Here is a 26,308-nt window from a genome sequence, read left to right on the forward strand (position 1 = left end):
CCTGACGTGTTCGCCGACGCCCTCGTCCTTTGCCGGTGCGGCTTGTCCCCGGCTCGCTGTTTCCCTTTCACGAACATATCGACCCGACGTCTGAGGCGTCAGAACTCCGTGCGCCTGGGGCAGGGCCGGGCGCTTGCGATGCTGCGGCGGCCTGCATGGCAGGATGGTTATCGGTCTGCTCACCGACACGGTAAACCAAATCTGCCGCCGGCGATAAAGCCCAGCAAAACCAGCATCTCACGTGACTCGCCGGTGGGCGGTGAGGATTGCGTTCAGAATCCGTTCATCGCGATACTTAAACTGCTCTTCAAATTTTATCGGTCATGATCATCCCCACAAGCCGGAAAACGGCGACGGGACGTTGGACAGTCAGACAGGAGCCGCACTCGAACGAGGCGGCAACGATAAAAGGAGAGATCGCATGTTTCAGGGAATCATCAACTTCGACACCGCCGAGCCGGTCGATACCAGCGCCATCCAGGACGTCCTGTTCGATCGCGGAATGCACTGGTCGTGCGGTCGCTCGGGCATCGTCGATCTTGTCGCGGCGCACAAATGGTTCAATCTTGCCGCCATGAAGGGCCGTGCGGATGCTCTGGCGATGCGTCGCGAAGTCGCCGAAATGATGTCCGAGGTTGAGGTCGCCGCGGCCCAGCGCGCCGCCCGCGCCTGGCTGACCACCCATTGATCGCGAGCCTTCGCGCCGCATCGCGTCGGCACGTTCTCAAAGACGGCTTTTGAGCCAACGCTGAGAACCCGGACGTCGCCGCACGCCGTCGGCAACGTGGGCATCCGTCCGGACCGGCAATCGTCGCGCTGATAGCTCAGGCTTTCAGGAAGGCGAGCCGTTCATCGGTGCGGCCCGGAGTGACGGCGAGGATTTCAGCTTTGACCACACCTTCGGCGACGAAGGGATCATCCTGCACACGTGCTTCGATCTCCTCCAGCGAAGCATTGTGCGCAAGGATCGCGCCGCCGGCGTTCGGCTGGAGGCCGCCGACCAGCAGAAAGACACCATCGTCGAATCCGCTTTTGATCCAGGCATTGTGCCCGTCCATGAACCGCGGGGCTTTGGTCTTGTCGACGAAGCGAAGGGTGATGATGAACATGGTCTCTCCGACAGGCGGGTGGGCTGGCGTCGGGCTTTGCGCGGCAACATAGGTGAGGCGCCGCCGCCTGAATTGCTGCAACCGATCAATTGGCGGTTCTCGATCACCATTGTGAACTGACGCTCGGCAGGAATAGCTCCGGGGACCGGCTGTCGATATGGCGCCGAGTGAGGGGCGGGGGAGCCTCAAGGGTTTCAACCCCGTCGCGACCGGAGCCTTCAAGCTCCGATCTGCATATTCGAGATTAACCGGAAGATGAAAGCGAACCTCTGGGAGATGCGATTCTCCCAGGTCGGGGCGCTGCGCTGGTTGTCGTCGCTCAGCGCCGCTGCATGTTTTCCGATCGACGTCGAGACATCGCCGGTCGGGCGAGCGGATATATCCCGTCAGTGCATTTAACTCTCGATGTTGACCGGCAGCCGCAGCTCGGCAGCCCGATCCTTTTTGCCTGCTTCCGAAGCGCATGCTCTCGCTTCTCAAATGCAGCCAGCTCATTCTGCACCAATGCCATGAAGCTTTCGCGGCTGGCGTTCGCAGAGTTCGTCATTTCCGTCATCGACAGTTCCTGTTGAATGTCATCCAAGTGACGCGCAACTGTATCCGCTTGGCGGCTGCAACAAAAGCTTCGCAGAAGTTGCATCTGGGGGCGCTTCCAGGCGCCAGGCTCGACGCGTGCGGTTCGCCGCAGCGCGCGAACATCCTCCGGCCGGCAACGTTGCCAGGATGCATACCTGCACCGGTATCGTTTCGCGGTTGTCGGGAGGAGGGGCCGGCGAGTTGTGCGGAGGTCTTCAGGATCGCGCGATGCCGCCGACAGGCTGGTCCATGATCTGCCGCGCGCGGGACCGGGCGGATGCAAACAGGATCAAGCGCAACAACGTCGTCCGGACCATCGTCCGGCCAGTTCGCACCGGCTCGTTTCCAGCGAACATCGGATGTGGCGGCTGCCCATGACGGGAATCGCGTCTGGCATTACCGCCCTGCGAAAGCAGCAATGACGGTGAGGGCGATCGGAGATGCAGATGCGTTGCGGACTCGCTCGCGCCACGGTGTGTCCCGTCGAAAGCGTGTTGCAGGCACACATGTCGGATAGGAAACGGGATTCTGTGCTTCAAATAACCCAGTAGTGGCGGAGCCGGAGGGATTCGAACCCTCGATACCCGGTAAAAGGTATGCCGCTTTAGCAAAGCGGTGCCTTCAGCCACTCGGCCACAGCTCCATCGCGTTGGATATGCCCCACGTGGCCTCGCGCCGCAAGCGCCAGATCGAGAGTCGTCGCTTTGCGCACACCGAATCGTTGCCGGGCCGAACGCACGACCTGCGCTGCGCTGCCGTCTGGAGCAGGTTCCGGCGCGGAACCAAGGACTTGGCGCCGCGCGTGGCGCTGTCCGGTCAGCCAAACCATTCTGCTGCCCATAGACGTCAGCGTGCGTTCTTGCCCTCTCCGGCGCCCGCCGGGACACCAAGCCGGGCTCCGGGCAGGAAGTTCTGACGACCGATTCGCAGGTTGTGCGGGGATCCGGGTGCGGGTTGCCGCCGAGGGGCGCATTCGCCGCCTTTTGGGGAACAAGCCGGGGCGACTTAAAAAGCCAAATAGTATCAATTGCTTGTCCCTTGTTCCGGATCACAAAAGCGTGTGATTTGTGCAACACCCCGCTGAAAACGGCCGGATTCGGGCCTCATCGAGGCGTTCCTTTGTTGCGCAGCGCAACAGGTTGGTTGATGGTCCGGGTGCGACGGAGGGGGCATCCCGAGGTCGTCCCGCAAAGTATTCGCTTTGAACCCTCGCACACGTGCGGGTGTGTTCGGAGGGTGAAGCGCTTTTGCGGGTTGTCAGGGATCAAGGAACTGTTCGCGGGTGATCCTCACCCCGGACCTGGAACCTGTCCCTTTAACAACTTGGAGGTTTACATGAACACGATTAAGAGCCTGATTCTGGGCTCGGCCGCGGGCTTGCTCGCGATGGGCGGCGCACAGGCCGCTGATCTTCCGATGAAGGCCAAAGCGGTCGAATACGTGAAGATCTGCTCCCTCTACGGCGCGGGCTTCTACTACATCCCGGGCACCGACACCTGCATCAAGCTCGGCGGCGCGATCCGTCTTGAGACCACGCTGAACGGCCAGGCTTCCGGCAACGGCAACTGGTACGGCGGCGCAAACGGCTCGCAGTCCTTCAACCAGGATTGGTACGGCACCCGCGCTCGTTTCAACCTGAACGTCGATACCCGCACCGCGACCGAATACGGCGTGCTGCGCACCTACGGCGACATGAAGGTCGACTTCACCCGCGGCACCTCGTCGATCGCCGGTGGCACCATCGCCGAAGTCGACTACGCCTTCATCCAGTTCGCTGGCTTCACCATGGGTAAGTCGGTGTCGATGTTCGACCCGCAGTGGGCCCTGTCCAAGCCGACGATCTCGTCGGGCTTCCAGGCTGGCTCCAACAACGCGACCGGCATTTCGCAGTTCGCCTACACCGCCTCGTTCGGCAACGGCGTGTCGGCGACGATCTCGCTTGAAGACGCTCAGCCCTACCGCACCGCCGGTGTCGTCAACACTTCGTCGGCATTCGTCGCTCCGTTCGGTGGTTCGACCCTCACGGGTGGTGCTTACGGCATCAACAACTTCCTCGGCAACGCCTCTACTGGCGATCACGTTCCTGACGTCGTCGGCAATCTCCGCCTTGATCAGGCCTGGGGTTCGGCCTTCGTGTCGGCAGCTGCTCATGAAGTTCATGGCACCTACTACACCAATGCCGACTCTGGCCGTCCGTCCTCGACTTACGGTTACGCAGTCAGCGGCGGCTTCGAGTTGAAGAACCTGCCGACCGGCGCAGGCGACAGCTTCAAGCTGGAAGCCACCTATGCCAAGGGCGCAGCCAAGTACGTCTGGGGCGGCACGCAGGATTCGTCCGGCGCAGGTCGTTATGCCCGCGCGAGCGGCAATGGCGCCGGCAGCAGCATGGCGTTCGGTTACGTGCTTGATGGCGTTTACAGCAACGGCACCGGCATCGATCTGAGCACCGCCTGGGACATCAGCGCGTACTACGAGCACTACTGGAACCCGAACTGGCGTACGTCGCTGTACGGCAACTACAGCACCATCTCCTACGGTTCTGCAGGTAATGCAGCTCTGATGCAGGCTCTGACCAACGGCTCGACGGCCAATATTACGGGCGTCGGTTCCCTTGCTGCCACCGGTGGCGACATGAAGTTCTCGTCCTACCAGGTCGGAACCAAGACCGCTTGGACCCCCGTCAAGAACCTCACCTTGTCGGCTGACTTCCTGTACACCCGCCTCGACACCAACCTGACCGGTACCTACAACGCCGCCGCTGGGCAAGTGTCGAGCTCTTCGGCTCGCGCCTACACCCTGGGCGACCAGAACGTGTACCAGCTGCAGCTGCAGGCTCAGCGCTCCTTCTAATCCTGATCGTCTCGCGACGCTCAAGATCTGAAACAAAGACCCCCGGCAGGAAACTGCCGGGGGTTTTTGCTTGTGGGGCGATGAAGGGGGCGGATGACAGGCTGCGCCTGATCCTGCTTGCGAGTTCCTTGGTTAGTCGTGGGCGACAGCGACGCCGCATGTCGTCCCCGCGAAGGCGGGGATCCATAACCACGGTCGTCATCGTCAATCTGCAGAGGCACGGCTACGGCGTTTCAGCCAGGCACGACAGCGTGTATGGGTCCCCGCCTTCGCGGGGACTACACGGAGTTCTTCGGCTCGCCGCGAAAGCTATTCGACGCTGCCGCGGTGCAGATCGGCTTCGATCTGCAACTTTGATCCGCCGCCGAAGCGGGCGCGATAGACCTGAAGGTTCTCCATGATCCGCTGCACGTAGTTGCGGGTCTCGGAGAACGGGATCTGCTCGACCCAGTCGACCGCGTCGACCTTGGGATCCCGTGGGTCGCCGTAGCGCTCCACCCATTTGCGGACGCTGCCGCGGCCGGCATTGTAGCCGGCGAAGGTCATGATGTAGGAGCCGCGATAGTCGTCGAGCAGGCCGCCCAGTTCGGCGGCCCCGATGGATGCGTTGTAGACCGGATCGGTCTTCAACCTGGCGAGGTCAAAGCTCGCGCCGTACTTCTTGGTGACATAGCGGCCAGCATCCGGCGTCACCTGCATCAGCCCATAGGCATTGGCGGGCGACACCACCGCCTGATTGAATGCGCTTTCCTGTCGCGCTATGGCATAGACGACGCTGCGCTCGACCTCCGGGCCGATCGTCGGATATGAGGGAATCCCGACGGTCGGATAGGCGTAGTGGTCGAACGGCAGGCCGCGATTGAGGGCGGCCTTTCCGATCAGCAGCATGCCGCGGGCGTCGGAGTTGCGGGCGGCGAGATCGCCGAGGCCGAGCACCGCGTCGGGATCGCCGTTCTCGCCCATGTCGGCGAGGATGGGGATCGCGATCTCGCGCTCATCCAGTGCGTAGAGCAGCGCGACGGCACGGACGATTTCCAGCCGCTCGACGCCGCGTCCGCGGGCGCTCGGTGCGCCGTTCAGTTCGATCTGCGGCAGGCCGAGCTTGGCCCGCGCCAGTTGACCGTAGTAGCTGGTGGATTGCTCGGCCGCCGCCGCATAGGCCTGTCGGGCCTCCGAACTGCGCCCGGCGGCTTCCGCCGCACGACCCTGCCAGTAGCCGGCACGGGCCAGCGCGGTCGGATTGACGCTGCCGACGCCGATGCGGGCGAAATGCTGGGATGCCGCCGCCGGATCCTTGAGGAAGCGCAGCGCGATCCAGCCCGCGGTGAATTCCTGTTCGGTCTTGTAGATGTCGCGGGCGGGCAGGGCGGCGTCGCGCGCGATCAGATAGGCGGTGCGATACTCGCCGACGTCGAGCATCTTTCGCGACAGCAGCCGGCGCTCCACCCACCATTCGTCCAGATTGTGCAGCCGCGCCGGGTCGCGCGGTGCCGCCAGCATCAGCTGGCCGGCCTCCGCGAATTTCTCCTCGCGTCGCAGCTGCTGGATTTTGGCGAACATGTAGCCGGGATCGCCGTGCAGCTCGCTCGGTACGGCGTCAAGCAGGCCTCGCACATTGATGGCCTTCTTGGTCACGCCAATGCGCGCTTTGGCCAGCGCCATCTGCGCGCCGCCGAGCCGCTTGGCGGCGCGCATCGCACCGTCGGTGTCGCTGCTGTACAGCAGCTTGTCCATGCGGGCCTTGTGGTCGCCCGCTGTGATGAATGCGCCGAACAGATCGAGCGCTGTGTTTTCGACGTCGCCGGACATGCCGTCATTGCGCCAGGCGTCGCGCACCAGGCGCTCCGCGCCGGCGCGGTCGCCGCGCGCGATCAAGGCTCGGGCCAGCGAGAATTTCCCCTTGGCCGACAGCGGCTTCTCGTCGGCGAAATAGCCGAGGACGGTGTCGTCGTCGCGACGGTCGTCCCAAAGTGCAGCTTCGGCGCGGCGACGCAGGAAGGTCTGCGACGGCCAGCTTGGATTGGCGGACAGGAAGGCGCGGTAACGTTCGACCGTCGCGCCGTTGTCGTCGCTGCGCAGGATGATCCAATCGGCGAGCTTTCGCGCCACGGGATCGCCGATCGTCTGCGACACCTGCGCGGCATCCACCGGCTTGCGCTTGCGCACCAGTTCGATGACGTTTTCCAGCGCTTCGGTATCGGCCTGCGACGTCGACGATGTCGTGGCCATGGCTGCCGGTGCGACAGATCGCTTCGCCGGCGGCGGCAGCGCCGCGTGCTGGCGGGTGGCCGGCTGGATCGCCGGCGCCGGCGTCGTTTCGTCCCGGTGTACGGGCTTGGCGGCCGGCGCGATCGAGGCCGTGGTCTTCGGCACCGCGCTGCGGGCGATCGGGCGTGGCTTGGGCAGTGGAACCTTGCCCGTCGCCCAGGCGTGGGGGACCATCGCGCTCAACCCAACCAGCAGCGCCAGGCTGCCGCAGAGCGCAGTCGATCGCAGGGCCTTTGATGGGAACAGTCGCTTCACGGCGGTCCTTCGCGGCGAATCAGGCAATTGCAATCAATCACAGCTGTATTTGATTGAAATAATGGACAAAACGTCAATTTTGCCCAACTTGGTGCAGTTTGCGCCCTCACAACGGCGAAATCGCGGCTCCGGCTCCGACCGGCAGGACTTTCGCGTGGTCACCAGACCCGATATGACTCGCGGTTCGATCAACCGGTTCAAGCAGACGGCCAAGCAGCGCGCGTTCGGAGAAAACCATGGCAGCCAAGACGCAATTTCGGGGGTCCTACACCGCCTTGGTGACGCCGTTCAAAGATGGCGCGCTCGACGAAGCGGCGTTTCGCGCCCTCGTGAGCTGGCAGATTGCCGAGGGCACCAACGGCCTGGTGCCGGTCGGCACCACCGGCGAAAGCCCGACCCTCAGCCACAGCGAGCATCAGCGCGTCGTGGAATGGTGCATCGACGAGGCCAAGGGGCGCGTCCCGGTCATCGCCGGCGCCGGCTCGAACTCCACCCGGGAGGCCGTCGAACTGGCCCGGCACGCCGAGAAGGCCGGCGCCGATGCCGTGCTGGTGGTGACGCCGTATTACAACAAGCCGACCCAGGAAGGCATGTACCAGCACTTCAAGGCGATCAACGACGCCATCGGCATCCCGATCCTGATCTACAACATTCCCCCGCGCTCGGTGGTCGACATGTCGGTCTCCACTATGAGCCGGCTGTTCGAGTTGAAGAACATCGTCGGCGTCAAGGATGCCACCGCCAACCTGGCCCGCGTCTCGCAGCAGCGCCATGCCATGGGGCCGGATTTCATCCAGATGTCCGGCGAGGACATGACCGCGCTCGCTTACATGGCGGCGGGCGGCCACGGCTGCATTTCAGTGGTCGCCAATGTCGCGCCAAAGCCGTGCGCCGAATTGATGGCCGCGGTGTTCAAGGGCGACTACGCCGGCGCGCTGGAAATTCAGGATCGGCTGACGCCGCTCCACGACGCCATCTTCATGGAGCCGGGGCTGGCCGGCGCCAAGCATGGCCTCGGCCTGCTGGGCCGGCTGCAGGAGGACGTGCGCCTGCCGCTGATGCCGGTGACGGCGCCGACCGGAGCGGTGATCCGCAAGGCCATGGTCCATGCCGGACTGATCAACTGACCGACGTTCTTTGAGCCGCCCGGATCATTGCCGACACCATCGCGATTTCCGTCATTACCGATACTGTAAGTCAGATTGAAGAGGAGGGGCTCGAATGCTGAAGGAATTTCGCGAGTTCGCGATGAAGGGCAACGTCGTCGATCTCGCGGTTGGCGTGATCATCGGCGCGGCGTTCGGCGCCATCGTCACATCGATGGTCGGCGACATCATCATGCCGATCGTCGGCGCAATCACCGGCGGCCTCGACTTCTCCAATTACTTCACCGGCCTGTCCAAGGCGGTCACCGCGACCAACCTGGCCGACGCCAAGAAGCAGGGCGCCGTGCTGGCCTGGGGCAACTTCCTCACTTTGACCATCAATTTCATCATTATCGCCTTCGTTCTGTTCATGGTGATCCGCTTCATGAACAGGCTGAAGCGCAACGACGCGGCGAAGCCGGCTGAGCCGCCGAAACCGACGCGCGAAGAAGAACTGCTGACCGAGATCCGCGATCTGCTCAAGAAGGCGTAAGCCTCACGCTTGAAGCGCGCGTTATCAGGTTTATCTATCCCGCGATGACGCCCAGGGCATATTGACGATGGCTGAAAAGAAAGAGCGCCCGATCAAGGTGGTCGCTGAAAACCGCAAGGCGCGCTTCAACTACGCGATCGAGGACACGCTCGAGGCCGGCATCGCGCTCACCGGCACCGAGGTCAAGTCGATCCGCAACGGCAAGAGCACCATCGCGGAATCCTACGCCGACCCCAAGAACGGCGAGATCTGGCTGATCAACTGCAACATCCCCGAATATCTGCAGGCCAACCAGTTCAACCATGAACCCAAGCGGCCGCGGAAGCTGCTGCTGCATCGCAAGCAGATCAACAAGCTGCTGGGCGCGGTGGAGCGCCAGGGCATGACGCTGGTGCCGCTGAAAATGTACTTCAACGAACGCGGCCGGGTGAAGCTGCAGCTGGCGCTGGCCAAGGGCAAGCAGTTGCACGACAAGCGCGCCAGCGAGAAGGATCGCGACTGGGGCCGCGAGAAGGGACGCCTGATGCGCGCGCGGGGATGAGGATCGGCGGATGAAACAACCCAACCTGCTCGACGTCGACTGGAGCAAGATCCCGGCGCCCGAGGATGACGGCGCCGCCGCGCATCTGGTGGGCATGCCGATTCCGCCCATCAGCCTGCTGGCCACCAACGATACATCGGTCGTGCTGTCCGAGTTGAAAGGCCGGGTCGTCGTGTTTGGTTATCCGCGCACCGGCGAGCCCGGGCGGGTCTCGCTGGTGGATGACTGGGACATGATCCCCGGGGCGCGCGGCTGCACGCCGCAGACCTGCGCGTTTCGCGACCTGTTTGCCGAATTGAAGGCTGCCGGCGCAAAGCATGTGTTCGGCCTGTCGACCCAGAGCAATGCCTATCAGACCGAGATGGCCGCACGGCTGCATCTGCCGTTTCCGGTGCTGTCCGACGACAACCTCGAACTGGTGCAGGCGCTCGATCTGCCGACCATGGAGGTCGCCGACCTCACTTTGATCAAGCGCATCGCCTTGATCATTGACGACGCCCGCACCACCCACGTGTTCTATCCGGTGTTTCCGCCGGACCGTAACGCCGGCGATGTGCTGGCATGGCTCAAGGCCAATCCGGTTTAGCTGCTCGTCAGATCCGCCTTCACCCGCGCAAACACAGCCCTAAACATCTCCGGCGTCAGCACCCGCGTGTTCGTGTTGTAGCGCGAGCAGTGATAGCTGTCGTACAGCTTGAAGCGGCCGGCGTCGTGCACGGCGCCGTGCGCAAACGGCGCGGTGACGGCACGGATGCCGAGCGTGCGCAGCATGGTGTCGTGGGCGACGCGGCCCAGCAGCACGATCGCGCGCAGCCGCGGCATGGTCTCCATGGTGGAAATCAGGAACGGCCGGCAGGTGGTGATCTCCACCGGCAACGGCTTGTTCAGCGGCGGCACGCAGCGCACCGCATTGGTGATGCGGCTGTCCGTCAGCGTCAGGCTGTCGTCGGGGCGCGCCTCGAACGTGCCGGTGGCAAAGCCGAATTCGATCAGGGTGGCGTAGAGCAGGTCGCCGGCATAATCGCCGGTGAACGGACGCCCGGTTCGATTGGCCCCCTGGGCGCCGGGGGCGAGACCCACGATCAGCAGGCCCGCGTCGACCGGCCCGAACGAAGGTACCGGCGCGTTGAAGCCGTCGGGATCGCGCGCGCGCAGATCCTGACGGTAGGCCATCAGACGCGGACAGAGCGGGCAGTCGCGCCCGGGATCGGTCGAAGTGCCGACGGAGATCGCGGTTGCCACCACCGCCGGCTGCTGTCTGCTGAGCTGCGTCTTAGTCTTCGAAATCGTCGTCATCGCCCCGTGGCGCCATGGTGGTGGCACGCTGCAGGAACTGCGGGGCGTGGCGCGGCTCGCGCGGGGCAGGGCGTTCGGCGGGGTCGCGCCCCAGCTTGGACTGCAGTTCGATCAGATCGGTGAACACGTCGGCCTGACGGCGCAGTTCGTCGGCGATCATCGGCGGCTGGCTGGAGATGGTGGACACCACCGTCACACGAACGCCGCGGCGCTGCACGGCCTCGACCAGCGAGCGGAAGTCGCCGTCGCCGGAGAACAGCACGATCTGATCGACATGTTCGGCCAGCTCCATGGCATCGACCGCAAGCTCGATGTCCATGTTGCCCTTGACCTTGCGGCGGCCGGAGGCGTCGATGAATTCCTTGGTGGCCTTGGTGACCACCGTGTAGCCGTTATAGTCGAGCCAATCGATCAGCGGTCGGATCGACGAATACTCCTGATCCTCGATGATCGCGGTGTAATAGAAGGCGCGGACCAACGTGCCGCGGCTCTGGAATTCCTTGAGCAGGCGCTTGTAGTCGATGTCAAAGCCAAGGGTCTTGGCCGTCGCATAGAGATTGGCGCCGTCAATGAAGAGCGCGATCTTGTTGGATGCAGGGGACATCAAGTTTTCTCGTGCGGTTTGTTGTTGTTTACGTTTGGCGCGGCAGCAATCCACCGGCAGGGAAGGCGGGAGCAATGACCGCCAGGGGCGTATCGATCGAAAAGGCCGGATCGCAAATTGCGAAGCCGGAGGGTTAAGCCCTTGTACTTGCGGTTGCAATAAAGCGTTTTAGTGTCCGAGATGCTCTAAACTGATGCAGATGGCCGCGATCTGTAGATCTTGTGACGGGTATAATAATAGCGTACCAGAGGGCGCGTGATTGTCCAGTTGGCAATTTGGCCCTTGCGAAATCGGCCAAGCCTCTGTACCTAGCACGAATAATCATCATATCCGGTCCCCACACACACGGAGCGACAGTTAATGGCGCGCGTCACCGTCGAAGATTGCATCGATAAAGTCGACAATCGGTTTGATCTGGTCCTTCTGGCTGCCCATCGGGCACGTATGATCTCCTCAGGATCGCAACTTACAGTTGATCGCGACAATGACAAGAATCCCGTCGTGTCGTTGCGCGAGATTGCCGATCTCGACCATTTCGCCGGAAGATCTGCGCGAGGAGCTGGTTCACTCGCTGCAGAAGTTCGTCGAGGTCGACGAGCCCGAGCCCGACACGATCCCGCTGATCGGTTCTGCCGGCGCCAGCGTCGATGCTGACGATACCGAGGTTGCGGTCGAACGCATGACGGAAGAAGAGCTTCTCAAGGGTCTCGAGGGCCTGGCGCCGCCGGAAGAGCAGCCTGAAGAAGACGAATAGGCGCTGGCAACAGCCCGTTCACGGTGTTCTGTTTTGTTGAAGGCCCGGACCGTTGTCCGGGCCTTTGCTTTTCCTGATACTTTCAGGGCAAAGTTGCGGTGACGAGACGGGCGCGATCCGCGCCTGATGAAACGAGGCAGCGATGGCGACCATTCGCCGAAAGACCGGGCAGATGCAGGCAGCGACCGAGGCGGTCGCCGCTGTCCCGTCGCCGCCCGCTGCGGCCGACCCGGCGGTCGTGGTCCCGGAGACGCCGGCCGATGCGCCGGTGAAGGTACCCGCGCCTCGCGCGCGCGGATGATGCGCCAGTACGATCTGGTAGAGCGGGTCAAGTCCTACAACCCGAACACCGACGAGGACATGCTGAACCGGGCCTATGTCTACGCTATGGTCGCCCATGGCGAGCAGACGCGGGCCTCGGGCGATCCGTATTTCTCGCATCCGCTGGAAGTGGCGGCGATCCTCACCGACCTCAAGCTCGACGATGCCACCATCGTGGCGGCGCTGCTGCACGATACCATCGAGGATACCGAGGCGACCCGCGCCGAAATCGACCGGCTGTTCGGCGCCGAGATCGGTGCGCTGGTGGAGGGTCTGACCAAGCTGAAGCGGCTGGAGCTGGTATCGCGCGAGGCCAAGCAGGCCGAGAACCTGCGCAAGCTGCTGCTGGCCATCGCCGACGACGTCCGTGTGCTGCTGATCAAGCTGGCCGACCGGCTGCACAACATGCGGACCATGGAATTCATGCCGCCGGCGTCGCGCCGCCGCATCGCCGAGGAGACTCTCGACATCTATGCGCCGCTGGCCGGCCGCATGGGCATGCAGGAGATGCGCGAGGAGCTCGAGGAGCTGTCGTTCAAGGTGCTCGACCCCGACGCTTATTCGGTGGTCATGCAGCGGCTCGACTCGCTGGCCGAGCGTAACCGCAATCTGATCGGCATGATCGAAAGCCATCTCTCCATGAAGCTGGAGAAGAACGGCATCATCGCCCGGGTCAGCGGCCGGCGGAAGCGGCCGTTTTCGATCTGGACCAAGATGAAGCGCAAGTCGGTCGGCTTCGAGCAGCTGTCCGACATCTTCGGCTTTCGCGTCGTGCTGAAGGACATGGAGGCCTGCTACCGCGCGCTCGGCGTGGTGCACACCACCTGGCCGGTGGTGCCCGGCCGCTTCAAGGACTACATCTCGACGCCGAAGCAGAACGACTACCGCTCGATCCACACCACCGTGATCGGCCCCGGTAACCAGCGTGTCGAACTGCAGATCCGCACCGAGGACATGAACCAGATAGCCGAATACGGCATCGCGGCCCATGCCTTCTACAAGGACGGCAAGGGCTCGCCGACCGAGATGCTGCAGCGCGAGTCCAACGCGTTCTCCTGGCTGCGCCACACCATCGGCATTCTTTCCGAAAGCACCAATCCGGAAGAATTCCTGGAGCACACCAAGCTCGAGCTGTTTCACGACCAGGTGTTCTGCTTCACCCCGAAGGGCAAGCTGATCGCGCTGCCGCGCAACGCCAATGTGGTCGACTTCGCCTATGCCGTGCATACCGACGTCGGCAATAGCGCGGTCGGCTGCAAGATTAACGGCAAGTTCGCGCCTTTGTCGTCCGAGCTGCAGAACGGCGACGAGGTCGAGGTGCTGACATCGGCCGCGCAGCAGGCGCCGCCCGCCGCCTGGGAGTCGCTCGCGGTCACCGGCAAGGCCCGCGCCGCGATCCGCCGCGCCACCCGCACCGCGATGCGCGACCAGTATGCCGGCCTCGGCCGCCGTATTGTCGAGCGGTTGTTTGCCCGCGCCAAGATCGAATATTCCGACGACCAGCTGAAGGGCGCGCTGCCGCGGCTGGCGCGATCGTCCATTGACGACGTGATGGCCTCGGTGGGGCGCGGCGAGTTGCGTGCCGCCGACGTCGCCCGCGCCATGTATCCGGACTACAAGGAAGAGCGCGTCGGCCGCTTCGCAACCAGCAACCGCAAGGCCACGGCGGACCGGGTCAAGACGCCCGATGGCGCCGGGCGCTTCACCTCGATCATCTCGGTCGGCGGCGTCAATTCCGACCTGCCGGTGAAGTTCGCGCCCAATGGCGGCGCGGTGCCCGGCGACCGCATCGTCGGCATCATCACCCCCGGCGAAGGCATCACGATCTATCCGATCCAGTCGCCGGCGCTGAAGGATTTCGAGGAAGAGCCGGAGCGCTGGCTCGACGTCAAATGGGACGTCGACGAATCCTCACCGCAGCGTTTTCCGGCGCGGCTATTCGTGCAGAACGTCAACGAGCCCGGCAGTCTCGCGCAGATCGCCCAGGTGATCGCCGACCACGACGGCAATATCGACAACATCAGCATGCACCGCCGCTCGCCGGATTTCACCGAGCAGAACATCGATATCGAGGTCTACGATCTCAAGCATCTCAGCGCGATCATCAACCAGTTGCGCGCCAAGGCCGTGGTGGCGAAGGTCGAGCGGGTGAATGGGTAAAGCCCCCGGCCTCCGCTGTCATCGCCCGGCCTGCGCGCAATTGCGCGCCAGGACCGGGCGACCCAGTAGACGCAGGCGCCAGTGATGATCTCTCCGACAGCGTTGACCGGATCCCTGCTTTCGCGGAGATGACAGCCGGTGGCTGCTCGCAATGATCGCTTCACATCGCTATGCTCACCGCATCGTTGATTTCCGGAAGTTGCCAATGCCCACTTTTCCCCTCCGCCTCGGCGTCAACATCGATCACGTCGCCACCCTGCGCAATGCACGCGGCGGGCATCGTCCCGATCCGGTGCGCGCTGCGCTGGCGGCCATCGAGGCCGGCGCCGACGGCATCACCGCGCATCTGCGCGAGGACCGCCGCCACATCCGCGACGATGACATGAAGCGGCTGAAGGCCGAGATTTCAAAGCCGCTGAACTTCGAAATGGCGGCGACGCCGGACATGGTCGAGATCGCCCTGGCCACCAGGCCCCATGCGGTCTGCCTGGTGCCGGAACGGCGCGAGGAGCTGACCACCGAAGGCGGCCTCGACGTGGCCGGTCAGCACAATGCGCTGGCGCCGGTGATCGCCCGGTTCAACGACGCCGGCGTCCGGGTGTCGCTGTTCATCGCTGCCGATCCCCGTCAGATCGAGATGGCCGCCAAATTGCGCGCCCCGGTGATCGAACTGCACACCGGCGCCTGGTGCGACGCCATCGAGGATGGCAATGCGGCCAAAGCCGCCAGCGAATGGCAGCGCATTGTCGCCGGCGCAGCCCTGGCGAAATCCGCGGGACTGGAGATCCATGCCGGCCACGGCCTCGATTACGCCACCGCCGAGACCATCTCGGCGCTGCCGGAGATCGCCGAACTCAACATCGGCTATTTCATGATGGGGGAGGCGCTGTTCGTCGGCCTCGGCGCCACCGTCCGCGCCATGCGCGCGGCGATGGACCGGGGCCGCAAGCACCTCGCGGGCGCCGCATGATCATCGGCATCGGCTCCGACCTGATCGACATCACCCGCGTCGCCAAGGTGATCGAGCGGCATGGCGAGCGCTTTCTCGATCGCATCTTCACCGACGCCGAGCGCGCCAAGGCCGAGCGCCGCTCCAAGAACGAGAAGATGGTGGTCGCCACCTACGCCAAGCGCTTCGCCGCCAAGGAGGCTTGTTCGAAGGCGCTCGGCACCGGCATCCGCCAGGGCGTCTGGTGGCGCGACATGGGGGTGGTCAACCTGCCGGGCGGCCGGCCGTCGATGCTTTTGACCGGTGGGGCGCTGGCCCGGCTGCAGAAGCTGACCCCGGCGGGCATGGAGGCCCGGATAGACCTCACCATCACCGACGACTGGCCGCTGGCGCAGGCGTTTGTGATCATCTCGGCGGAGCAGGCGAGCAAAGGCTGAGCTGGCCTGCGAGTTGAGGTTGCAACTTTAACGTGCCAAACTGCGCTGGCCGTTCAAAGCATCGCAGCCGAGCCGATGAAAAAAGTCGTCTTCAATGAGCGGCTTAAGCTGATGGCAGGATTTGCCAATGCGATTGCGGTTGCGATGCTTTCGGCCGGTGTAATCGGTCCCGTTCTGGCGTTTTTCTACGGGATTTTGCCGGTGGTTACGGACGTTTCATCGATCCTGGCAGGGTCGTTGGTTTGCATCCTCGTTAGTGGGTGCTTACATTTTTAGCGTTGGCCATCCTTGGAGGGATCCAGGAATGAACGGTTATCAACTTTATGGCCTGTTCGCTCCCGTCATCGGGGCGGCCTTTGTTCTGGTTTATGTGGCCATCGGATTGCACTTCAACCGCGCGGCTTACCGCCGTTCGCAGTCTGAAGCGCTTCCCCCATATCCAGGAAGCCGCACGGGTGGCGAACGAGAAGTTCATCGCCGATGCCCTGAAGGAAATGGCCGAGCGGCCGGCAGCGTAACTGGCAGATGTCGGGTAGCAGGGGATGATGCCGAGGCGCCGCAAATGGTGCGCCGACTTAAATTTCCTCCATCTTTCCAACCAATTCGCTGATCTTTCCTGCCCCAATAACGGTTCCGTTGATTGCGGCACGGCAAACAACCCGTTAAAAGCCGGCATCTGCCTTCAGCAGGACCGAACGTGGCCTGACCCTCTGGGTTTGCGCCGCAATTCGCTCTAAACATCAGAATCAATGCCTCATCTCATCGCGGCGCCATGTTTGCGTGAGATCACCACAATCCGCGCGGCAATGCGGGAATCGGGAAAGCGATGAGCGTGACATCCGGAACCAAGACTGAAAGCGGCGTCGGCGAAACCATCCGCGTCGTCATCAATGCGCTGTTGATCGCGCTGGTGATCCGGACCTTCCTGTTCCAGCCGTTCAACATCCCGTCGGGCTCGATGAAGGCCACCCTGCTGGTGGGCGACTACCTGTTCGTGTCGAAATATTCCTATGGCTACAGCCACTATTCGATCCCGCTGTCGCCGCCGATCTTCTCCGGCCGCATCTTCGGCTCGGAGCCGGCGCGCGGCGACGTCGTGGTGTTCCGGCTGCCGAAGGATGACAGCACCGATTACATCAAGCGCGTGATCGGGCTGCCGGGCGACCGCATCCAGATGAAGGAAGGGCTGCTCTACATCAATGAGAAGCCGGTGCAGCGCGAGCGCCTGTCGGATTTCGTCGGTGAGGATCCCTGCGGCTCCGACGCCACCGCGCGGGTCAAGCGCTGGAAGGAGACGCTGCCTAACGGTGTCACCTACGAGTCGCTCGATTGCGTCGACAACGGCTTCTACGACAACACCAACGTCTACACCGTGCCGCCCGGCAACTTCTTCATGATGGGCGACAACCGCGACAACTCCACCGACAACCGCGTGCTGTCCGCGGTGGGCTACGTGCCGTTCGAGAACATCGTCGGGCGCGCGCAGATGATTTTCTTCTCGATCGCCGAGGGCGAACATGCCTGGCAGATCTGGCGCTGGCCGACCGCCGTTCGCTGGGGTCGCATCTTTTCCATTGTGCGATGAAAGACGACTCCGCCAACCTCGCGTCCCCCTCGAGTGCCGACGACCTGACCTTGCCTGACGCCGGCACGGAGACGGCTGCCGTGCGCAAGAAGCGCAAGAATGCCGCCATGAAGGCTGCCGCGGCGCAGATCGAGACGCGGATCGGCTACACATTCAAGGACCCGCTGCTGCTGGCCACCGCCTTCACCCATGTGTCGGCGCTGAAGTCGCAGCGTAGCCGCGCGGACAGCTACCAGCGCCTCGAATTCCTCGGCGACCACGTGCTCGGTCTGGTGGTGTCCGACATGCTGTACCGCGCCTTTCCGCAAGCGGACGAGGGCGAACTGTCGAAGCGGCTAGCCGAACTGGTGCGCAAGGAAGCCTGCGCCGACGTGGCGCGCACGCTTGACCTGCTCGACGGCATCAAGCTCGGCGCGGTCGGGGCGGGCGCCGGCGCGCGGCTTCGCAAGTCGGTGCTCGGCGATATCTGCGAGGCGGTGATCGGCGCCATCTTCCTCGATGGCGGTTACCCCGCCGCGGACAGTTTCGTGCAGCGCAACTGGCTGGAGCGCATGCGCAAGCCGGCGCGCCCGTTGCGCGATTCCAAGACCGTGCTGCAGGAGTGGGCCCAGGGCAAGGGACTGCCGACGCCGGTCTATCGCGAGGTCGAGCGCTCCGGCCCGCATCACGATCCGCAATTCCGTGTCGCCGTCGACCTGCCGGGCCTGGCGCCCGCGGAAGGCGTCGGCGGCAGCAAGCGCGCGGCCGAGAAGCTCGCCGCGTCCGCCATGCTGGCGCGCGAAGGCGTCAGCAGCGACAACAATGATGGATGACCCTGTGAACGACGATATCGATCCCGCCCCGACGCCCGACGTTCCCGATGCGGAGACGCGCTGCGGCTTCGTCGCCCTGATCGGCGCGCCGAATGTCGGAAAATCCACGCTGGTCAACGCGCTTGTCGGATCCAAGGTCACCATAGTCTCGCGCAAAGTGCAGACCACGCGCGCGCTGATCCGCGGCATCGTGATCGAGAACCACGCGCAGATCATCCTGGTCGATACCCCCGGCATCTTCCTGCCGAAGCGCCGGCTCGACCGCGCCATGGTCAAGACCGCCTGGAGCGGGGCTCATGACGCTGACCTGGTCTGCATCCTGCTCGACGCCCGAGAGGGCATCGACGAGGAGGCTGAGGCGATCTTTAGCCAGCTCGAGAAGGTCAATCACCCGAAGTATCTGGTGATCAACAAGGTCGACATCGTCTCCAAGGAAAAGCTGCTGAAGCTGGCGGCCGCCGCCAACGAGCGGATGAAGTTCGAAGAGACGTTCATGATCTCGGCGATGACCGGCGACGGCGTCGACGATCTCCGCCGCACGCTGGCGGCTGCGGTGCCGCCCGGTCCCTATCACTATCCCGAAGACCAGATGTCGGATGCGCCGATGCGGCATCTCGCGGCCGAAATCACCCGCGAAAAGATCTTCCGCCAGTTGCACCAGGAGCTGCCGTATCAGTCCACGGTGGAGACCGACACCTGGACCGAGCGCAAGGACAAGTCGATCCGCATCGAGCAGACCATTTTCGTCGAGCGCGAAAGCCAGCGCAAGATCGTGCTCGGCAAGGGCGGCGCCACCATCAAGTCGATCGGCGCCGATGCCCGCAAGGAGATCGCCGAGATCACCGGCGTGCCCGTGCATCTGTTCCTGTTCGTCAAGGTGCGCGAGAACTGGGGCGACGATCCCAATCGCTACCGCGAAATGGGCCTCGAATTCCCCAAGGACTAGCCAGCGCCCATGTCGGTTGCCAACAACGGTTCCAACAACAATTCGAAGAACGTTCCGAAGAACGTCTTCTACTTCGAAGTCCTGCTGTACGCATCGCTGACGCTGGATGCGCTGTCGATCGCGTTTCAGGACCGCACGCCCGATGCTGACATGACCGAGACCACGATCATGGCGGCGAACATCGTTGCGGCCTGTCTGCTGCTGCTGTTCGTGTTTCTGGTGCATCACGCCGCTCACGGCCGCAAGAGCTGGCCGCGCTGGGTGCTGGTGGCATCACTGGTGTTCTCGGTACTGTCGCTGCTGCAGATCCTCGGCATCAGCGGGCTGCAGCTCGACAGCGCCATCGAGATCGTGTCCTGCGCACTGACCGCCGGCGGACTGTACTTTGCATTCACTGGCGACGCCGCCAACTGGTTCAACGCGTGAGGAGTAGGGCGGGTTAGCGAAGCGTAACCCGCTTTACGGCGTGATCGTTGAAGCGGCGGATCGCGGGTCGTAAATCCGCCCCCGCGCTTGGCGTGTAGAGTGTAGGGTGGGCAAAGCGATCGGGTCGCGCGTAGCGCGGCCGATGCGTGCCCACCATCGGCGGCGATGGATTTGAACGGTGGGCACGGCGCAAGCGCGCCTTTGCCCACCCTACGAATCTGCACAAGGCGGACTACACTTTCCCGGCACGCTCCAGCGCCGCGTCGACGCCGGCGGCCAGCGCCGTCAGGGCGGTGGAGGACGATCGTCCGGCTGCCAGTTCCGACACCGTATCAACCACATGGCTGAAGTTGCCGGCGGCGGGGGTGACGTCGCGCGTCGACGACAGCGGGGCGTCGCGCGTGTCGCCGAGCATGGCGACCACGATGCGGCTGCCCTTGCTCTTCTTCACCAGGCGACGCACCGCATAATGCACCATGGCATCCGAGGGCTGCCCGACGTAGCAGATGCAGAATGCCTGGGTCTGCGAGACATCGAGGGAGAAGAACCGCGAGATCGACAGCGCGTCGGCGGTCTCGGCGGTGGCGCCGATGCCGCGGCGTTTCAGCAGTTGCGCCAGCACCAGCGCCGCCGCCTCGTCGAGCTTGCCGGCGCCAGGGATGCACAGCACCGCGCCGGGCGCCTGCCACTGCGCGAGCAAGGGCGCGGGATCCTCGACGGGAACGATGCCGTCGAGCCGCGCCAGCTCGGAGCGCGCATCGACGACTTCAATCTCTTCGGGGACACGGTCTTCGTGGGTCTCGAGGTCGTCGACGACTTCGCTGACCGTGGCGAGAATGCGCTCGAGCCGGTCGGCGTGCAGGCGGCCGAGGCGCACGTCGGCCTCGGCGAGACGCAGCCCTTTCAGCAGGATGCTGTCGTAGTAGGTCTCCAGGGGCGCGTCCTCGAGATAGGTCTGCGCCTGCTGCGACGCCTCGATGGGGTCGCCGGCCAGCATGCGTTGATAGACCAGTTGCGGTGGCGTCAGCGCCGGCTGGTTGCCGAGCAGCACGTCGAAGAACTGCAGCCGGTCGACATGGCGGCCGACCACCACCAGGCAGACGGTGAGCGGCGTCGCCAGCACCAGCCCGATCGGCCCCCACAGCCAGGTCCAGAACGACGCCGACAGCACGATGGCCACCGGCGACAGGCCGGAGCTGCGGCCATAGACGAGGGGCTCCACCACCTGGCTGGCGATCACCTGCAGCGACGCGAACAACGCCACGGTCATCAGCAGCATGCCCCAGCCGGAGCCGACGGCGGCGGCGAGGATCAGCGGAAACACCGCCGAGATCGCCGAGCCGACATAGGGCACGAAGCGCAGGATGGCGGCGACCAGCCCCCACAGCGGCGCGCTCGGCACACCGATGAAGGTGAGCCCGATGCCGATCAAGAGGCCGAAGCTGGCGTTGACGATCATCTGGTTGAGGAACAGCCGTGACAGCCGCTGGCCGGCGTCGTCGAGCGCAGCGGTGGTACGCTGCATGTCATGGGAGCCGGCGAGGCGGATGAAACGGTTGCGCAGGTCCTGGCGCTGCAGAAGGATGAAGATCACGAAGATGACCACGATGCCGGTGGTGGTGAGCGGCTGGATCAGCGGCTGGATGATTGCCACCAGCGTGGTCAGGGTGCCCGGATCGGGCTGGCGGATTTCCACCGGGATCGGCTTGTCCAGCGGCTGCCGGCGCAACCCGTCGATGGCGCTTCGCCCTGCGGCCGGGTTCTGCAGTTCGCTGTCGAGCTCACGCAGCACGCGCGAGGCCCGCTCCAGCGTGCCGGAGCCGCCGGTGGCGAAGCCGCGCAGCCCCTGGATCTTGTCGCGCAGCGTCTGCTGGTAGCCCGGCAATTCCTGGGCGAGCCGGTTGGCCTGCGACACCATCAGGCCGCCCAGGCTGAACATCACGGAAAAGCCGATGAACACGGTGACCAGCACGGAAACCGTTCGCGGCACCCGCCATGACTGCAGCCGGATTACGAACGGCGCCAGCACGAAGCTGAACAGCACCGCCAGCGCCACGGGCACCAGGATCTCGCGGCCGAAATACAGGCCGGTCACGATCAGGGCCGCTACTGCCATGTTGATCAGTGCCGTTCCCGGCGGCTTGGGGAGACGGATGGGTGCTATGTCTGTCAATGGAATGTCCGGTCGGGTCCGGCAATGGACCTGGCTGCGAGCCTTAACTGCAACCGCTGCGCCGGGCAAACGTTCCGCTCCGACGTTGCTGCTCCGCTCACTACGGCTGCACCGACGCGACCATCCAGTATGCCAAATTCCGGTAGATGGCCGCCATGGGGTGGACGACGCAGCATCATTCTTGCGGTGCGCAGGCACGGCGATTCCAGCGCCATCGTTGCTGATGCTCGGTGGTAATTTTTGCCGCCTGCGAAGAATTTTCCCCATGGTCACAAGCACGGGCTCGTGGAAAACGCCCGCATTTTCAGTCACGACGTCTGGTACGACAATTGCTGAGATGCCCTCGATGAAGTTTTCAAGTCAGGGAATTTGAATGCAGATTACAGGCACGTCGGTCACCTCGTCCTACGCGGCGCCGGGCGCGAGCCGGTCTCAGAAGGCAGAGAGCGCATCCAGTGCCGCGGTCGCCGATGCCGGGGCCGGCATTTCCACTTACGATTTCTCCAGCATGTCGCCGGCTCAGATGCGCAGCACGGTCAACGATCTGATCCGCAGCGGCAAGATGACCCTCGACGAGTCCGGCCCACTGCTTGGCATGATGTCACCACCGGCGTCGCGATGGGCCGGCAGCGGCAGCGCATCAGCCGACGAAGCCAACCGCATGGACAATCAGCCGATTGATGCTTTCGCGACCTTGCGGGCAGGCATAACGGGTGCGCAATCGAGGGGGGACCGTCGCAATGTCGAAGCCCTTGGCCAGACTCTGGACGCCTTGCTGCGACTTCAGGAAACTACGGCTTCGGTCGATATCCGCGCTTGAAAAATGGCTTTCGGTTTCACCCCGGATGCAGAAGTCATGGTGAAAATCATATAACGTCCAGTTCATGGAATGGACCGACGAAGGCATCATCCTGGGGGTGCGGCGGCATGGCGAGAGCAGTGCCATTGTCGAACTGCTGACCCGCGGCCACGGCCGGCATCTCGGCCTTGTCAGGGGCGGGGCGGGCACGCGGATGCGGCCGGTGCTGCAGCCCGGCAATACCGTCAATGCGACCTGGCGCGCGCGTCTCGATGAACATCTCGGCTATTACCAGATCGAGGGCCTGCAGATGCGCGCCGCCACCGTGCTGGCCTCCAGCCATGCCACCTATGGCGTGACCCATCTGGCGGCGCTGGCGCGGCTGCTGCCGGAGCGCGACCCGCATGAAGACCTCTACGAGATGCTGGACCGCACGCTGAACGATTTCGACGATGTCAGCGAGGCCGCACTGCATGTGGTGCGGTTCGAGCTGGCTATGCTGGCAGAACTCGGCTTCGGCCTCGACCTCGACAATTGCGCCGCCACAGGCGCCACCACCGACCTGATCTATGTCTCGCCAAAGTCCGGCGGCGCAGTGTCGCGGTCGGCCGGCGAGCCGTGGCGCGACCGGCTGATGCGGCTGCCGCCGTTCCTGCGCGACGGCGGCGACGCCGATCGGCAGAACTCGTGGTCCGACCGCGACCTGCAGGACGGCTTCGACCTCACCGGCCGCTTCCTGCTGCGCAACGTGCTGGAGCCGCGCGGGCAGGGCCACTCGGACGCGCGGGAGGGGTTTATCAATGCGGTGACCAGGCACTTGGCGCGGCTTGCGGCGGAGTAGGGCTTTACTTCACGACGTTCGGCTCGGTGCCGTGCGCGGTGGGTCGCTTCCATCAACCCCAGATCAGGAGCCGGATTGTCGTGTCGCCGGTTGGTTCTTGAAGGCACCGCGGTTGACGTGCCTGGCAATGGCAATGCTGAGCTGGGTCAGGGCTTGCGCGATCTCGGCGTCGGTCACGTCGTTCCGGGACGCCTGCACCGGCACGGGCTTGGCAAGCTGACGGCGATCCTGACGCTTGATGTTCCGGCGAATGGCCAGCAGCGCCGCGCTCCAGGCCAGCGCAGAAACCACCCCCGCTGCGATCAGCGGCGCGGCGACGAGCCGGACATCACTGCTGGTCATCGTTCAGCTCCGGGAGCGCGAGGACACCTTGGCGCCGTCAATCTAGGATGAGGTATCCGGGGAAGCAACTTGCCATCGGTCGCGCCGAGTTGGAGACGCCCATGTCACGGATGCCGTCAGCGGCATCTTCCCGTCAAATTCAGAGGGAGGCCGAAGAAAGTGGCAGCTTTATCAATGTCTTGCCACGCCACACGGCTGCCGCGCCACAACAATGCCGATTCGTTTCTTGTCGAATTCGGCGCCAGAGGCTAATCCCCCGCCATGGGAAAACGACTGATTCCGCCGGTAGAACCGGCTGAAATTCACGAAGTGCAGCTGCGGGACGCGCTCGAGGAGCGCTATCTCGCTTATGCGCTTTCCACGATCATGCACCGCGCATTGCCGGACGCCCGCGACGGGTTGAAGCCGGTGCATCGGCGTATCCTGTACGGCATGCGGCTGCTGCGGCTCGATCCCGGCACTCCGTTCAAGAAATCGGCAAAAATCGTCGGCGACGTGATGGGTTCGTTCCATCCGCATGGCGACCAGTCGATCTATGACGCGCTGGTGCGCCTGGCGCAGGATTTCTCGTCGCGCTACCCGCTGGTCGACGGCCAGGGCAATTTCGGCAATATCGACGGCGATAGCGCCGCCGCCTACCGCTACACCGAAGCCCGCATGACCGATGTGGCGCGGCTGTTGCTGGAGGGCATCGACGAGGACGCCGTCGAGCTGCGCCCGAACTACGACGGCCAGTCGAAAGAGCCGAGCGTGCTGCCCGGCGGCTTCCCGAACCTCTTGGCCAACGGCTCGCAGGGCATCGCCGTCGGCATGGCCACCGCCATCCCGCCGCACAACGCCGCGGAACTCTGCGACGCCGCGCTGCACCTGATCGAGAAGCCCGACGCCAAGTCCAAGGCGCTGCTGCGCTGGGTCAAGGGTCCGGACTTCCCGACCGGCGGCATCATCATCGATTCCAAGGAAAGCATCGCCGAAGCCTACATGACTGGGCGCGGCTCGTTCCGCACCCGTGCCAAGTGGCACCAGGAGGAGGGCGCCCGCGGCGCCTGGGTCGTGGTGGTCACCGAGATTCCCTGGCTGGTGCAGAAGTCGCGACTGATCGAGAAGATCGCCGAACTGCTCAACGACAAGAAGCTGCCGCTGGTCGGCGATATCAGAGACGAATCCGCCGAGGATATCCGCGTCGTCATCGAGCCGAAGTCGCGCAATGTCGATCCCGAGCTGGTGATGGAATCGCTGTTCCGGCTGACCGAGCTGGAAAGCAAGATCCCGCTGAACCTCAACGTGCTGGTCAAGGGCCGCATCCCCAAGGTGCTCGGCCTGGCCGAAGTGCTGCGCGAATGGCTCGACCATCTGCGCGACGTGCTGCTGCGCCGCTCCAACTACCGCAAGACGCAGATCGAGCATCGCCTCGAAGTGCTCGGCGGCTACCTGATCGCCTATCTGAACATCGACAAGGTGATCAAGATCATCCGCACCGAGGATGAGCCCAAGCCGGTGCTGATGAAGGCGTTTTCGCTCACCGACATCCAGGCCGAAGCGATCCTCAACATGCGGCTGCGCAGCCTGCGCAAGCTGGAAGAATTCGAGATCCGCACCGAGGACAAGAAGCTTCGCGACGAGCTCAAGGGCATCAACGCGATCCTGAAGTCCGAGGCCGAGCAGTGGGCCAAGGTCGGCGAGCAGGTGCGCAGGGTGCGCGACATGTTCGGGCCGAAGACGGCGCTCGGCAAGCGCCGCACCACCTTCGCGGATGCGCCGGAGCACGACCTCGCAGCACTCGAGGAATCGCTGGTGGAGCGCGAGCCGGTCACGGTGATCATCTCCGACAAGGGCTGGGTGCGCACGCTGAAGGGCCATGTCGAGGACACGTCGGGCCTGGTGTTCAAGACCGACGACAAGCTCGGCCAGGCGTTCTTCGCCGAGACCACGTCGAAGCTGATGCTGCTGGCCACCAACGGCCGCTTCTACGCGCTCGACGTCTCCAAGCTGCCGGGCGGCCGCGGCCACGGCGAGCCGATCCGCATGTTCATCGACATGGAAGGCGACGCCGCCATTGTCGCGCTGTTCGTCCACAAGGGCGGCCGCAAGTTCCTGGTCGCCAGCCACGACGGCCAGGGCTTTGTGGTCAACGAGGACGACTGCGTCGGCAACACCCGCAAGGGCAAGCAGATCCTCAATGTCGAGATGCCCAACGAGGCGAAGACGCTGACCGTGGTCGAGGACGGCAACGACAGCGTCGCGGTCATCGGCGACAACCGGAAGATGCTCATCTTCCCGCTCGACCAGGTGCCGGAAATGGCGCGCGGTCGCGGCGTGCGGCTGCAGAAGTACAAGGACGGCGGATTGAGCGATATCGTCACCTTCACCGCCAAGGCAGGCCTGACCTGGCGCGACGGCGCCGGCCGCGAATTCAGCGCGACCATCAAGGAACTGGCCGAATGGCGCGGCAACCGCGCCGACGCCGGCCGCCTGCCGCCGAAGGGTTTTCCGAAGTCGAACAAGTTCGGCAAGGTGATCGCGTAGCGGACGTCGTGAAGCGCAACGGCGCTTCAGCCCTCTCCCTGTCGTCGCCCGGCCTGCGCGCAATTGCGCGCCAGGACCGGGCGATCCAATAAACTTCGGC

At 64.1% G+C, this 26,308-nt stretch carries 24 protein-coding genes, 1 tRNA gene and 1 pseudogene; 19 read left to right on the forward strand and 7 right to left on the reverse strand.

Going from position 1 to position 26,308, the window contains the following annotated elements:
* Window positions 1-421: 421 nt before the first annotated feature.
* Entirely contained in the window at window positions 422-688 is a 267-nt protein-coding gene (locus ONR75_RS15255) for a hypothetical protein (protein ID WP_265083313.1), read from the forward strand.
* A 136-nt stretch (window positions 689-824) separates the two neighbouring features.
* Here the strand turns inward: ONR75_RS15255 and ONR75_RS15260 are convergent, their stop codons facing one another.
* Together ONR75_RS15260 and ONR75_RS15265 are read right to left on the reverse strand one after the other, a co-directional pair.
* Window positions 825-1,109, reverse strand: coding sequence for a YciI family protein (locus ONR75_RS15260; protein WP_265083314.1), 285 nt, complete (start codon window positions 1,107-1,109; stop codon window positions 825-827).
* A 1,127-nt stretch (window positions 1,110-2,236) separates the two neighbouring features.
* Window positions 2,237-2,328 (reverse strand) — tRNA-Ser (locus ONR75_RS15265).
* A 692-nt stretch (window positions 2,329-3,020) separates the two neighbouring features.
* Between ONR75_RS15265 and ONR75_RS15270 the strand changes: the two genes are divergently transcribed.
* Window positions 3,021-4,535, forward strand: a complete 1,515-nt coding sequence (locus tag ONR75_RS15270) for a porin (protein ID WP_265083315.1) — start codon at window positions 3,021-3,023, stop codon at window positions 4,533-4,535.
* 309 nt (window positions 4,536-4,844) lie between these two features.
* Here the strand turns inward: ONR75_RS15270 and ONR75_RS15275 are convergent, their stop codons facing one another.
* Complete coding sequence (locus tag ONR75_RS15275) at window positions 4,845-7,058, reverse strand: transglycosylase SLT domain-containing protein (RefSeq protein ID WP_413776479.1); 2,214 nt, start codon at window positions 7,056-7,058, stop codon at window positions 4,845-4,847.
* Window positions 7,059-7,294: 236 nt separating this feature from the next.
* Between ONR75_RS15275 and dapA the strand changes: the two genes are divergently transcribed.
* The 4 genes from dapA to ONR75_RS15295 all read left to right on the forward strand — a co-directional run bounded on the left by dapA (window position 7,295) and on the right by ONR75_RS15295 (window position 9,823).
* A complete protein-coding gene (gene dapA / locus ONR75_RS15280) occupies window positions 7,295-8,185 on the forward strand; it encodes a 4-hydroxy-tetrahydrodipicolinate synthase (protein WP_265083316.1) in 891 nt (296 codons plus the stop codon).
* 94 nt (window positions 8,186-8,279) lie between these two features.
* Entirely contained in the window at window positions 8,280-8,696 is a 417-nt protein-coding gene (gene mscL, locus ONR75_RS15285; RefSeq protein ID WP_265083317.1) for a large conductance mechanosensitive channel protein MscL, read from the forward strand.
* A 67-nt stretch (window positions 8,697-8,763) separates the two neighbouring features.
* On the forward strand, window positions 8,764-9,237 hold the full coding sequence (smpB, locus tag ONR75_RS15290) for an SsrA-binding protein SmpB (RefSeq protein WP_265083318.1): 474 nt from the start codon (window positions 8,764-8,766) through the stop codon (window positions 9,235-9,237).
* A gap of 10 nt (window positions 9,238-9,247) precedes the next feature.
* Window positions 9,248-9,823, forward strand: coding sequence for a peroxiredoxin (locus ONR75_RS15295; protein WP_265083319.1), 576 nt, complete (start codon window positions 9,248-9,250; stop codon window positions 9,821-9,823).
* On the opposite strand, the gene ONR75_RS15300 is transcribed toward ONR75_RS15295, so the two are convergent.
* Together ONR75_RS15300 and ONR75_RS15305 are read right to left on the reverse strand one after the other, a co-directional pair.
* Entirely contained in the window at window positions 9,820-10,533 is a 714-nt protein-coding gene (locus ONR75_RS15300; protein ID WP_265083320.1) for a uracil-DNA glycosylase, read from the reverse strand. The genes ONR75_RS15295 and ONR75_RS15300 overlap by 4 nt on opposite strands.
* A complete protein-coding gene (locus ONR75_RS15305) occupies window positions 10,511-11,137 on the reverse strand; it encodes an NYN domain-containing protein (RefSeq protein WP_265083321.1) in 627 nt (208 codons plus the stop codon). The genes ONR75_RS15300 and ONR75_RS15305 overlap by 23 nt, the downstream gene beginning before the upstream one ends.
* 360 nt (window positions 11,138-11,497) lie before the next feature.
* On the opposite strand from ONR75_RS15305, the pseudogene rpoZ reads away from it, so the two are divergent.
* From rpoZ to ONR75_RS15355, 10 genes and pseudogenes are all read left to right on the forward strand, one after another.
* A pseudogene (rpoZ, locus tag ONR75_RS15310) lies at window positions 11,498-11,891 on the forward strand (DNA-directed RNA polymerase subunit omega).
* 142 nt (window positions 11,892-12,033) lie between these two features.
* Window positions 12,034-12,192 (forward strand): hypothetical protein, encoded by a 159-nt coding sequence (locus tag ONR75_RS15315; RefSeq protein ID WP_265083322.1) that lies wholly within the window; start codon window positions 12,034-12,036, stop codon window positions 12,190-12,192.
* Window positions 12,189-14,372 (forward strand): RelA/SpoT family protein, encoded by a 2,184-nt coding sequence (locus tag ONR75_RS15320; protein ID WP_265083323.1) that lies wholly within the window; start codon window positions 12,189-12,191, stop codon window positions 14,370-14,372. The genes ONR75_RS15315 and ONR75_RS15320 overlap by 4 nt, the downstream gene beginning before the upstream one ends.
* Before the next feature lie 205 nt (window positions 14,373-14,577).
* Window positions 14,578-15,342: a pyridoxine 5'-phosphate synthase gene (locus ONR75_RS15325; protein WP_265083324.1), complete on the forward strand. Its 765-nt coding sequence runs from the start codon at window positions 14,578-14,580 to the stop codon at window positions 15,340-15,342.
* Complete coding sequence (acpS, locus tag ONR75_RS15330) at window positions 15,339-15,758, forward strand: holo-ACP synthase (RefSeq protein WP_265083325.1); 420 nt, start codon at window positions 15,339-15,341, stop codon at window positions 15,756-15,758. The genes ONR75_RS15325 and acpS overlap by 4 nt, the downstream gene beginning before the upstream one ends.
* 75 nt (window positions 15,759-15,833) lie before the next feature.
* A complete protein-coding gene (locus tag ONR75_RS15335; RefSeq protein ID WP_265083326.1) occupies window positions 15,834-16,034 on the forward strand; it encodes a hypothetical protein in 201 nt (66 codons plus the stop codon).
* A gap of 550 nt (window positions 16,035-16,584) precedes the next feature.
* Window positions 16,585-17,343: a signal peptidase I gene (gene lepB, locus ONR75_RS15340; protein ID WP_265083327.1), complete on the forward strand. Its 759-nt coding sequence runs from the start codon at window positions 16,585-16,587 to the stop codon at window positions 17,341-17,343.
* Window positions 17,340-18,155, forward strand: coding sequence for a ribonuclease III (gene rnc, locus ONR75_RS15345; protein ID WP_265083328.1), 816 nt, complete (start codon window positions 17,340-17,342; stop codon window positions 18,153-18,155). The genes lepB and rnc overlap by 4 nt, the downstream gene beginning before the upstream one ends.
* Window positions 18,148-19,101: a GTPase Era gene (era, locus tag ONR75_RS15350; RefSeq protein WP_265083674.1), complete on the forward strand. Its 954-nt coding sequence runs from the start codon at window positions 18,148-18,150 to the stop codon at window positions 19,099-19,101. The genes rnc and era overlap by 8 nt, the downstream gene beginning before the upstream one ends.
* Window positions 19,102-19,110: 9 nt before the next feature.
* Window positions 19,111-19,527 (forward strand): hypothetical protein, encoded by a 417-nt coding sequence (locus tag ONR75_RS15355; RefSeq protein ID WP_265083329.1) that lies wholly within the window; start codon window positions 19,111-19,113, stop codon window positions 19,525-19,527.
* Between the two features lie 232 nt (window positions 19,528-19,759).
* Here ONR75_RS15355 and ONR75_RS15360 read toward each other — a convergent pair whose 3' ends face one another.
* Window positions 19,760-21,643, reverse strand: a complete 1,884-nt coding sequence (locus ONR75_RS15360) for an AI-2E family transporter (RefSeq protein WP_265083330.1) — start codon at window positions 21,641-21,643, stop codon at window positions 19,760-19,762.
* Between the two features lie 565 nt (window positions 21,644-22,208).
* On the opposite strand from ONR75_RS15360, the gene ONR75_RS15365 reads away from it, so the two are divergent.
* Both ONR75_RS15365 and recO read left to right on the forward strand, forming a co-directional pair.
* The gene (locus ONR75_RS15365; protein ID WP_265083331.1) at window positions 22,209-22,520 is read left to right on the forward strand and encodes a hypothetical protein; all 312 of its coding nucleotides are present in this window, start codon (window positions 22,209-22,211) and stop codon (window positions 22,518-22,520) included.
* Window positions 22,521-22,584: 64 nt separating this feature from the next.
* A complete protein-coding gene (gene recO, locus ONR75_RS15370) occupies window positions 22,585-23,340 on the forward strand; it encodes a DNA repair protein RecO (protein ID WP_265083332.1) in 756 nt (251 codons plus the stop codon).
* A gap of 63 nt (window positions 23,341-23,403) precedes the next feature.
* Here the strand turns inward: recO and ONR75_RS15375 are convergent, their stop codons facing one another.
* On the reverse strand, window positions 23,404-23,682 hold the full coding sequence (locus ONR75_RS15375; RefSeq protein WP_265083333.1) for a hypothetical protein: 279 nt from the start codon (window positions 23,680-23,682) through the stop codon (window positions 23,404-23,406).
* A gap of 261 nt (window positions 23,683-23,943) precedes the next feature.
* Between ONR75_RS15375 and parC the strand changes: the two genes are divergently transcribed.
* A complete protein-coding gene (parC, locus tag ONR75_RS15380; RefSeq protein ID WP_265083334.1) occupies window positions 23,944-26,208 on the forward strand; it encodes a DNA topoisomerase IV subunit A in 2,265 nt (754 codons plus the stop codon).
* The last annotated feature ends 100 nt before the right edge of the window (window positions 26,209-26,308 follow it).

The organism is Rhodopseudomonas sp. P2A-2r, assembly GCF_026015985.1.
Taxonomy (GTDB): Bacteria; Pseudomonadota; Alphaproteobacteria; order Rhizobiales; family Xanthobacteraceae; genus Tardiphaga.